Origin of the sequence: Streptomyces xantholiticus (genome assembly GCF_014651015.1) — a bacterium.
Lineage (GTDB): Bacteria > Actinomycetota > Actinomycetes > Streptomycetales > Streptomycetaceae > Streptomyces > Streptomyces xantholiticus.
On sequence record NZ_BMWB01000020.1, the window covers coordinates 131,922 to 141,557 of the forward strand.

A 9,636-nucleotide genomic window follows, 5' to 3' on the forward strand; every position below is an offset into this window, starting at 1 on the left:
GCCTCGGCGGCCCACCCCCATATAGCAGGCGCACCGAGCGCGAACTCGGCCATCCGCTCGCGGACCTCATGGGGAGTGAGCCAGTCAACTTCCCTCGGCTCCACGGAGGTTCGCACGGATCCCCCTGACACGGAGTTCGTCGAGACTCTGACGGCGCCCCCGGCGGCCAAGGCTGAGGCATCCGAACTGGCGCTGAGCCCCGGCGCACCCGTCGTGCACCTCCTCCGCAACGCAGTCACCGAAGCTGGTCGCGTGTGGTGGAGGTCTGCGACACCCTCATGGCCGCTGACCAGTTCGTCTTCGAGTACCGCTCCCCGCGACCGACTGACGCTCGCTCAACTCTGCGTAACCCGCGGGGGGTGGTGACTGGCAGGACCCGGGCGCCGGAGCGGTCAACTTCGAGGACGCGACCCTGTGGGTCAAGGAACGGCGGCTTTCCCCGACGACGGACGAGCTGCACCGGCGGCTCCTCCGGCTGCACATCCTGCCCGCCTTCGAGGACCTGGACCTCGACGAGATCACGGCTCCGCGTGTGCGTTCCTGGCGCTCGGAACGGCTCGACTCGGCCGGGGCGGAGACCACCGTCGCCAAGAGCTATCGCCTGCTGAAGGCCATGCTGGAGACAGCCGTCGAGGACGAGCTGATCCGCGCCAACCCGTGCCGAATCCAGGGTGCGGGCAAGGAAACCGCGGCCGAACGGCCCGTCGCCACCGTGGACCATGTCGACGCGCTCGCCTATGCCCTCGGGCCGCGCTGGCGACTGATGGTCTACCTCGGTGCCTATGGTCCGCTGCGTCCGGAGGAACAAGCCGAGCTGCGCCGCAAGGACGTGGACGACGTGGACCTCGACAACCTGACGATCCGAGCCCGGGAGGCCGCGCCGGAACTCACCACCGGCAAGCGGGCCGAAGGACCGACCAAGTCGGAGGCGGGCAAGCGCTCGTCGTCCTGCCGGCCTTTCTGCGGACCGACCTTCGACGGCACCTCGACTGGTACGCGGAGAAGGGCGCGGACGGACTCCTGTTCGTGGGGAGAAGGGAAAGCCGTTCCGGCGCTCCACCTTCGGGCGGAAGTGGCGAAAGGTCCGTACGCAGGTTGGTCTCCCCGACGGCTTCCGCTTCTACGATCTTCGTCACACCGGGCACACCCCGACGACCGGCTCGGGCGTGACCCTGAAGGACACGATGGTGCGGGCCGGACAGTCGACCGAGCGAGCCGCGCTGATCTATCAGCACTCGGACGTCGAGCGTCAGCAGGAGGTCGCGGCTGGTCTCGACAGGCTCGTCCGGCAGCGGCGTGACGCGGCGGATGCCCCAGCATCTGGCACGGATGTGGCACGGGACGCCTAGCCAGGTCGAGACAACAGATAAGGCCCGGGTCGGGGATCATGTCCCTGGCCTGGGCCTTCATCTTTGGAGCGGGTGACGGGAATCGAACCCGCGCTCTGAGCTTGGGAATCACGGGCCGTTCGGATCGCTTAGGTGCTCTGACCAGGCGGGACAGCTTCCGGAGACGCTGTGTTGCGCCCCCAGGACGAACCGCTATTGACCGCGGTTCCCCGCTCCATCTGGTGCCGTTCTGGTGCGCCAGACGTGCGGTGAAAGTGCGGTGCGGGAGTACACGGCACTGCCCTACGATCGCTCTGACTGCGTCGGCCGGCAGCTGTAGACCCGCAGCACCGGCCCGTTGTGGAGGGGACCAGCCCGTTCGAGCCGGGCCAGGTGGGCTGACAACCGCTTTAGGAGTTCGATCGAGGGGAAGGCCGGTTTCTGGACCGCCGCGCCTATGGTGGCACGCCCACTCCACCGGGAACCGCCCCGATCTGCTCGCGTCCACCCTCGTTGATGTCACGTGTAGATGTCAGAGGAGCGGGCGGCCGTTCTAGCCAAGCCTGATGGTCGCTCTTCCAGCCTTCCCGCGAGGCCCATAGTCGCTGCCCTCCCGGAGCCCTGCTCGCTCTCGCACTCCCTGATGCGAGCCTGGATCCGTTGATCATTAGCGAGCTCCGGGGGAAGCTTCGTCGACGAGGACAACAGGGCCGGAAGGAGTGATTCGACAGTACAGCCCCCTACGTTTTGGAAGGTGGTTCCATCCAGGTCAGTGCTCTTTAGCACCACATCTGTCAGATCAGTTTCGTGTAGCACTGCTCCGGTCAGGTCCGCACCCGTCAAATCTGCCGAGGACAAGTCCGCCGCTGTCAGGTCCGCTCCCGTGAGCCGGGCAGCCGACAGGTCAGCTTCGGACAAGTCCACCCCGAACAGGTTCGCCCGATCGAGACGGGCGCTGGGCAGCTGTGCACCATGCAAAGCGGTATCTGACAGGTCGACCCGGAAGGACTCGTCGCGAGGAGGTCGACGACCGAGCACCGTGAGCGCCGCCCGAACCTCTTCCTTGGGAACAAACCGGTAACCGTCTTCGGCAGCACCTGTGGGATGGGCGTCGTCCTTCTCGCCTTTACCCCCCTTCTCGAGAGGAGCGTGCGCACGGATGAAAGCCGCCAGCACCTCGACAACGGTCGCGTGATCCTTCTCCGAGTCGCGCATGATGCGCTCCAGCGAGTAGAGGCCACCGAGACACTGCATGCGCCCATCTGCCGATAGCAGTTTGATGGCCTCCACATAGCGATCAGTGACTTGCCCTTCGCGTGTCAGCTCCTCCTGCCTTTGGTCCTTCGCCTGCGTGTGCGCGAACTGCTCCTGGGTTTGTGCGAACTGCCGCTGTGCGAGGTCGAATTGCTTCTGTGTCTCGCGCAGCTGATCAAGTGAGATCTTGTGGTTCCTGTAGCTGAGGTGGAGGCTTCCGAGGGCGATCAGGCCAGCCAGCACAGCCACGATGGCGGTACGGAGGCCTGTGATGATGATCCCGGCCGAAGGGGCAAGGGTGTTGTCGCGTACATGGTCGCCCTCGATAAGCCATGGACCCCACATGAGAGCCACAATGAAGAACACGGTTGCAGCGGTACTGCCGCCCCAGGACAGCCTCCGCTTCGTCTTCGACTTCATGCCGAGCATGATGGCCAGTTACGCGAGGCCTCAAGCGCCGAACATCAAATCTCAGAGGAGAAGTTGAGGTTCGCCCTCCGCCGTGATATTGCCTTGGCCGCCGCGCCCGGATCCCGGAGTACCAGTTTGGAAGGTCGCGTATGCGGGTGGTCGCCGAGCTGGCAAAACGCTGACCTGGGCGTTCGTGAGAGGTTAACCGATGTTCCCCGCCAGTCCCCGCTGCGCGCCCTATAGACGGGCACGCAGCGGGCATGTCTCAGTCCACCGGGCCTAGCGCTGGTACGCCTGGGCGAGGACCTTGTGGAGGTCCAGCTTCGGCCGGTACATCTCGGCGACGAGCTTCTGGAAGTCCAGCTTGGGCTGGTACGCCTGGGCGAGGACCTTGTGGAGGTCCAGCTTCGGCCGGCACGCCTCGGCGACGAGCTTCTGGAAGTTCTCGGAGAACGAACCGAAGGAGCCCTCAACTCGAGGCCCGTCAGCGGGGATCGCATCCGGGCTGATGAGTCGGGCCAGAGCTGCGCTGTACGGGATGTTCTCGCAGCTGGCGAGCCTACGGGCCTTGTGCTTCAGAGAGTACTTGCCCTTCTTGGGCATTGCTCTTTCCACATCTCGGCAAGCCCCACGTACTCGCCGGATCATGGCTGTTGCCAGAGGCGAGACTATGAAGCGTGGGCCCCGAGGACCTTGACCGTCTGTGCTGCTCGCGACGTGGGCACAGGCAGCGGCGGATCGGCGTACACGACTTGCCGTAGTCCGGAGTGTACAGGATCAAGCCTTGTTGGTGGCGTGTAACTGATAGGGCACTGTGGCGACTTCGGATGCTTCCATGGGGTGCGTGATCACGACGGTGCGCGCAAAAGTCGTCGCGCGGATGTACTCTCCGCCGCCATGAGCAACAAACTCAGCATCGAGCTGACTGGCGGCGACGCCCTCGGGACCAACGTCCACATTGCCATCCCGCGTTCGCTACTGAACGCACTCGTTCAAAAGGACATCTGGGTGGGGCACCAGGTCGATGGTGAGGTGACCAGCGACAGCCTGGACATCGGCAAGGTGATGATCACCATATTCGACAGCTGATCCGGCGGCTGCCCGTGAGGTCGGTGGAACGGCTTTGGGCAGGAGCTGCCATGGGGCGAGAGATCGGGGCCCGTAAGCTTTCCGCGAATCGGGCAGTCTCTGGACCTGCCCGCAATAGCACGATGTGGGCCCCGATCTTCGAGGCTCGCCCCATGGTGGCTGCGTAAAGCCGTGGAGCCGACCGCCCAGCCCCGTGCCGGCCGTTTTCTCTGGCGGTTGGCGTCCGCGCTCGGTGCGCCGCCGCCCGGCCGGGGGCAGCCGGGCGAAGACAGAGGCAAGCCCGCGGCCGGGGGCTGCGGCGCGCGCCGCGCTTGCGCGGCGCCTTGATGAAGTAGAGAAACTCTTACCGCGCTTGGATCAGCTGCTTGCCGTCATGGCTCCGGACGTGGGGCCCGTGCCCGTCCAGTGCATCGAGCAGGCGCACCGCGTAGACCTCGGCCATCCGCTCGGCGACCTCTTCGGGCGTGAGCCAGTTAACTGCCGTCGACTCGGCGGAGGTTCGCTCAACGCCGCCGGACGGCTTGCACCGGAACACCAGGGCGACGATGCCGCGCGTCGTGTTCTTGTAGACCCCGGTGAGCTCGTCCACCTCGACCCGGATGCCGGTCTCTTCGAAGACCTCGCGGGCCACGCCGTCTTCCGGGGCCTCGGTGAGCTCGAGCACGCCGCCCGGGAGCTCCCACGTTCCGTTGTCGGCTCGGCGGATAGCCAGGAGTCGCCCGTCCTCGCGCACCACTGCTCCCGCCACGGACACGGAGTGCAGTGGCGTTGACTGGGTCTCTCGGGCGCTGTTACTCATGTACAGGAGCATAGGAGAGTGAGAAGGACTATGGGAACAGCCGTAGGAGGTGGGAGGGCCGTACCTCGGTACGTTCAGATCGCCGACGAGATCATCCATCAGATCCGGGCAGGCGTCCTCAAGCCTGGTGACCTGGTGCCGAGTGAATCCGAGCTGGTGGAGCGCTATGGCGTTTCCGGGGGCACGATTCGTAAGGCCATGGTGGAGGTCCGGGCCAGTGGGCTCGTGGACACCCGCCACGGCAAGGGCTCGATCGTGAAGGACCGGCCGCCCGTGCGGCTGCGCTCCTCGGACCGATTCCGCGCCTCGCACCGCCGCGGCGGCAAGGCCGCCTACCTCGCCGAGTCCGCCCAGTCCGGCGCCACGGCCAAGGTCAGCGTCCTCTACATCGGCCCGATGGAAGCTCCCGAGGAGATCGCCGAACGGCTCGACGTTCCCGCCGGCACTCAGGTCCTCGCCCGGCGGCGGCTCTACTTTCGCAACGGCGTCCCCGTCGAGACGGCCACCTCGTACCTGCCGTGGGACGTGGTCAAGGACATCCCCGAGCTGTTCGCCGAGAACCCCGGCCCCGGCGGCATCTACGCCCGCCTGGAGGACGACGGCCACGTCTTTGCTGAGTTCGTCGAGACGCTGACAGCGCGCCCGGCCGCGAAAGCTGAAGCGTCCGAACTCGCCCTGAGCCCCGGCGCGCCCGTCGTGCACCTCCTCCGCAACGCGGTGACCGAAGCAGGCCGGGTGGTGGAGGTCTGCGACACCCTCATGGCTGCTGACCAGTTCATTTTCGAGTACCGCATCCCCGCGGCCGACTGACGCTTACTCAACTCTTCTCGACCCGCCGGGAGTTCTTCGCCCTGGCGGGTTGACTCATGTATAGGAGTCGTGCACTCTTCTTCATGTCACTCATGTACATGAGTGGCGGAGTCCAACACTTCTAGAGGAGTGATCTCTGTGCGTCAGATCCCCGTCGACACCTCCGCCGCCTCCGTCATGGCGGCCCAGCCCCCGCAGCCCAAGGTCAAGGACCGCCGTACCGGTGAAATCGCCATCGACGCCGAGACCGGGACGACGCTGATGACCGTGAACGTGATGTTCGCGGCCAACGACACCGTGGAACTCCTGGCCGTGACCGTGCCGAAGACCGGCATCTCCGGTGACCTGACGATGGGCACCCCGGTCGCGCTGACCGGTCTGGTCGCCCGGCCGTGGGAGCGGGATGGCCGTCACGGCATCGCCTTCCGCGCCGTCGCTGTCACGTCGCTGGTCGAGAACGCCGCGAAGCCGAAGGCGGCCTGATCATGACCGGCTTCACGGTCGCGCTGCTGGTGGTCGTCGCCGTCGCGGGTCTCCTGCGGTGGCGGCGCCCCGCCTGGTACTGGCTGACCTTTGGGGTCACCCTGGCCGTGCTGCGGGTCCTGGTCCGCTATGGCTCGGTCATGGAAGCGTGCGGGCTGACCGTCCCGCCGCCGCGCTGGCGGCTTGCCATCGCCCGGATGGCCGGCCGCCCGGCTCCCGAGTCGCGTGCCCCGCGCATCCTGCGGCTCCGCCCGACCCGCACCGGCCTGGTCCTGCGGCTGGGGCTTCGGCCTGGGCAGGACGCCTTCGACGTGGCCGCGTCGTGCGACCGGCTGCGGCACTCGTTCGCCATGTACGGCGTCACCTCGCGTGAGATCCGCTCGGGTGTGGTCGAGCTGCGGATGACCGGCTACAACGTCCTGGCCAAGGTGCAGATGCCCACCAAGGTCGACCGCACGTCGATGCGCGTGCCTGTCGCCCTGCGTGAGGACGGAGCCGTCCACTACCGCGACTACCGCACCACCCCGCACGCCCTGACCGTCGGGGCCACCAAATCCGGCAAGTCCGTCTACCAGCGCAACCTGGTCGCCGAACTCGCGGCCCAGGACGTGGCCCTGGTCGGCATCGACTGCAAGCAAGGAGTGGAGCTGTTCCCACTGGCCCGCCGGTTCTCCGCGCTGGCCGACAACCCCGACACCGCCGCCGACCTCCTCGACGCGCTCGTCACGCACATGGATGGCGTCTACCAACTGATCCGCGCCGACCAGCGCATCACCGCCGACCTCCCCGACGCAGAGATCGCCGCCGACATCTGGGACCTTCCGGCTCGCCTGCGTCCGACCCCGATCGTGCTACTCGTCGACGAGGTCGCCGAACTCGCCCTGTTCGCCACGAAGGAAGAGGAGAAGCGCCGGGACCGCATCATCACTGCGCTCGCCCGGCTCGCCCAGCTCGGCCGCGCTGCCGGCATCTATCTGGAGATCTGCGGGCAGCGCTTCGGCTCAGAACTCGGCAAGGGCATCACCATGCTCCGCGCCCAGCTCACCACCCGCACCGCCCACCGCGTCAACGACGAGACCAGCGCGAATATGGCCTTCGGCGACATCGCCCCCGACGCCGTCCTGGCCGCCATCTCCATCCCGACCGACACCCCCGGCCTCGCCGTCACCGGCGACTCGACCGGCGGCTGGGCCCGCATCCGCACCCCGCACACCTCGATGCGCCAGGCCGTCAACGCCTGCAACCGGCACGCCCACCGCACCCCCGAGCTGCCCGGCCTCGCCGCCTTCCGGCCCGAGCTGCCGCCCACGGTCTCGCTCGTCAAGATCCCGGCCCAGGCAGAGGCACCCGCCTCCGCCTGACCCGCCCTCGCACCCCGGTCGGTGCGACCGTCTCGCGCCAGCTCCCTACCCCCGCCATGCCCAAAACGCCCTGCAAAGGAGGTGAAGACATGACCCGCAAGCTGCGCATCGATGCCGTCCTGGTGCAAGCCGTGATCGCCGGGGCCCTGTCCTTCGCCCACCTGCACGACCTCGCCGCCGCTGCGGGACAGACCGGATGGAAGGCATGGGCCTACCCGGTCTCCGTCGACCTGCTCCTGGTCGCCGCCTGGCGACGGCTGCGCAACGACGGACCGTCCCGGCTCGCCTGGTGCTGGTTCCTGATCGCGCTGGTGGCCTCGCTCGGCGCGAACGTCGCCACCGCCGGATTCCTCGACCTCCAGCACCCGCCCGCCTGGCTGCGCTTCGGCATCGCCGGATGGCCCGCCCTCGCCTTCCTCGGCGGCACCCTCCTCGCCCACTCACCTGCCGCAACCGACCGCGAGCCGACGCCTGAGCCGGTCGAGGTGGTGCCGGCCGAACCGGACTCCTCGCCCGAGCCGGTTCCCGTTCCCGAACCGAAGACCGCCCCGGCCCTGCCCACAGCGGCCGAGCCCGCTCCCGCCCCGGCTCCGCCGGTCCCGACCGCGCTGGTCGACCACGCCCGCAAAGTCGCCGACGACCACCACGCCCGGACCGGCACACCGATCGACACCGACACCCTCCGCGCCCGCCTCGGCGTCCCGGCCCCTATGGCCGACGCCATCGCCGCCCAACTCGCCTGAGCAGAAAGGACACTCGCCATGCCTGCCCGCGACCACTTCCACTCCGTCATGCGGATCGGCCCCGTACAGATCGGCACCCACCGCGACCGGCACGGCCGCACCAAGCACGCCGCCGTCTGCACCGCCGACCGCTGCGGCTGGTCCGCCGACTTCTCCAGCTCCTCGGCCGCCCAGCTCGCCGCCCGCACCCACCGCTGCCGCATCACCGACTGAACGGGAGAACACCGCCATGGACGTTCCGCTCTGGCTCGCCCTGATCGTCGTCGGCGCCCTCGGCATCAAGCTCATCCGCCCGCCCTGGTGGCTCGTCGCCGTGCTCCTCCTCGGCGGCTTCCTCCTCGCCGACAGCCTCCTGGCCCCCGTCATCGACACCGCCATCAGCAAGTAGCCCACCGCGGAAAGGAGAAGCAACCATGCTCCGTCCGAAGATCCCGACCATGCCGACCCCGACCGGCATCGTCACCCCGGCCGTCGTCGAGCCGACCGCGATCGTCCAGCACACTCCGGCCCCGGCCCCGGCCCCGGCCCCGGTCCCTGTCGCCCCGGCGGCACCGTCCCGGCCCACGGTCCAGCTCACCCCCGGCACCGCGCTCGCCCTCGTCGGTGGCGGCACCGCCGTCGTCCTCGTCGTCGGCGCGGTCCTGGTCTCGATGCTCCTGGCGATCGCCGTCACCGCGGCCTCGGTCGCCGTGTGCGCGCTCGTCATCCGCTCGCTCATGAGCCAGCAGCACAAGCACCGCTGACCGGCCCCCGGGGCGGCCTCAACCGCCAAGTCTTGCCCGCCCCGGGAGCCGCATCCCAACCCATCCCGAAGGACAGGAAGGAACACCCATCATGGCCCAGCCCACCACCGCCACCGTGCGGGTCTGCTCGAACTGCGACGGCTTCCCCACCGTCCGCGTCACCCTCGGCGGCCGCGACCGACACGGCAACCTGCGCACCATCACCGTCCACTGCCCGGCCTGCCACGGCACCGGCACCCGCCCCGTCCGCACCGCCCAGCTGGTCGGAGGCCGGGCATGAAGGACATCACCGTCACCGCGCACCTGGACACCGACACCCGCACCCGCGTCGTCGTCTTCGCGGACCACGACTTCGTCAGCCTCCGCATCGGCGGCGGGACCGTCGACGTCGCGCTCATCGCCCCCGCCGGCACCGCCGACATCCTGCGCGCCGTCTCCGCCGCCGCCGACCAGGCCGCCCGCGAACTCGACACCCTGCCGGACCTCGACGAGGAGCGCGCGTGACCCACACCGCCACCGCGGCGGGCCTGGACCCGGCCACCCTGGACGATGTCCTCCGGGTGGCCGGGTCCCCCGGCTTCGACCGCTGGAAAGACCAGGTGCACCGCACCGGCG

General features: G+C 68.4%; 13 protein-coding genes and 2 pseudogenes. 12 read left to right on the forward strand and 3 right to left on the reverse strand.

Annotation, left to right across the window (positions count from 1 at the left end; translation table 11 throughout):
• Positions 1 to 132: 132 nt before the first annotated feature.
• Both IE198_RS35550 and IE198_RS25765 read left to right on the forward strand, forming a co-directional pair.
• Positions 133 to 317 (forward strand): annotated as a pseudogene (locus IE198_RS35550) (UTRA domain-containing protein); the annotation flags it as partial.
• A 44-nt stretch (positions 318 to 361) separates the two neighbouring features.
• Positions 362 to 1,349 (forward strand): annotated as a pseudogene (locus IE198_RS25765) (tyrosine-type recombinase/integrase); the annotation flags it as partial.
• Positions 1,350 to 1,847: 498 nt separating this feature from the next.
• Here the strand turns inward: IE198_RS25765 and IE198_RS25770 are convergent.
• Together IE198_RS25770 and IE198_RS25775 are read right to left on the reverse strand one after the other, a co-directional pair.
• On the reverse strand, positions 1,848 to 3,002 hold the full coding sequence (locus tag IE198_RS25770) for a pentapeptide repeat-containing protein (RefSeq protein WP_229834324.1): 1,155 nt from the start codon (positions 3,000 to 3,002) through the stop codon (positions 1,848 to 1,850).
• Between the two features lie 270 nt (positions 3,003 to 3,272).
• Entirely contained in the window at positions 3,273 to 3,596 is a 324-nt protein-coding gene (locus IE198_RS25775) for a hypothetical protein (RefSeq protein WP_189890617.1), read from the reverse strand.
• A 294-nt stretch (positions 3,597 to 3,890) separates the two neighbouring features.
• On the opposite strand from IE198_RS25775, the gene IE198_RS25780 reads away from it, so the two are divergent.
• Complete coding sequence (locus tag IE198_RS25780; RefSeq protein WP_189890619.1) at positions 3,891 to 4,082, forward strand: hypothetical protein; 192 nt, start codon at positions 3,891 to 3,893, stop codon at positions 4,080 to 4,082.
• Between the two features lie 343 nt (positions 4,083 to 4,425).
• On the opposite strand, the gene IE198_RS25785 is transcribed toward IE198_RS25780, so the two are convergent.
• Positions 4,426 to 4,893, reverse strand: a complete 468-nt coding sequence (locus tag IE198_RS25785; protein WP_189890621.1) for an NUDIX hydrolase — start codon at positions 4,891 to 4,893, stop codon at positions 4,426 to 4,428.
• An 18-nt stretch (positions 4,894 to 4,911) separates the two neighbouring features.
• On the opposite strand from IE198_RS25785, the gene IE198_RS25790 reads away from it, so the two are divergent.
• From IE198_RS25790 to IE198_RS25830, 9 genes are all read left to right on the forward strand, one after another.
• A complete protein-coding gene (locus IE198_RS25790) occupies positions 4,912 to 5,691 on the forward strand; it encodes a GntR family transcriptional regulator (RefSeq protein WP_189890624.1) in 780 nt (259 codons plus the stop codon).
• A gap of 138 nt (positions 5,692 to 5,829) precedes the next feature.
• On the forward strand, positions 5,830 to 6,174 hold the full coding sequence (locus IE198_RS25795) for an SCO3933 family regulatory protein (RefSeq protein WP_189890627.1): 345 nt from the start codon (positions 5,830 to 5,832) through the stop codon (positions 6,172 to 6,174).
• 2 nt (positions 6,175 to 6,176) lie between these two features.
• Positions 6,177 to 7,535, forward strand: coding sequence for an FtsK/SpoIIIE domain-containing protein (locus IE198_RS25800; protein WP_189890630.1), 1,359 nt, complete (start codon positions 6,177 to 6,179; stop codon positions 7,533 to 7,535).
• A gap of 89 nt (positions 7,536 to 7,624) precedes the next feature.
• The gene (locus IE198_RS25805; protein ID WP_189890632.1) at positions 7,625 to 8,278 is read left to right on the forward strand and encodes a DUF2637 domain-containing protein; all 654 of its coding nucleotides are present in this window, start codon (positions 7,625 to 7,627) and stop codon (positions 8,276 to 8,278) included.
• An 18-nt stretch (positions 8,279 to 8,296) separates the two neighbouring features.
• Positions 8,297 to 8,491 (forward strand): mobile element transfer protein, encoded by a 195-nt coding sequence (locus IE198_RS25810; RefSeq protein WP_134407181.1) that lies wholly within the window; start codon positions 8,297 to 8,299, stop codon positions 8,489 to 8,491.
• 16 nt (positions 8,492 to 8,507) lie between these two features.
• A complete protein-coding gene (locus IE198_RS25815) occupies positions 8,508 to 8,666 on the forward strand; it encodes a hypothetical protein (protein WP_017947661.1) in 159 nt (52 codons plus the stop codon).
• A gap of 25 nt (positions 8,667 to 8,691) precedes the next feature.
• Entirely contained in the window at positions 8,692 to 9,021 is a 330-nt protein-coding gene (locus IE198_RS25820) for a SpdD-like protein (RefSeq protein WP_189890634.1), read from the forward strand.
• 91 nt (positions 9,022 to 9,112) lie between these two features.
• Positions 9,113 to 9,301 carry a hypothetical protein gene (locus IE198_RS25825; RefSeq protein ID WP_159692391.1) on the forward strand — a complete coding sequence of 63 codons (189 nt, stop codon included), beginning with the start codon at positions 9,113 to 9,115 and terminating at the stop codon, positions 9,299 to 9,301.
• Positions 9,298 to 9,525: a hypothetical protein gene (locus tag IE198_RS25830; protein WP_189890636.1), complete on the forward strand. Its 228-nt coding sequence runs from the start codon at positions 9,298 to 9,300 to the stop codon at positions 9,523 to 9,525. The genes IE198_RS25825 and IE198_RS25830 overlap by 4 nt, the downstream gene beginning before the upstream one ends.
• Positions 9,526 to 9,636 lie beyond the last annotated feature (111 nt).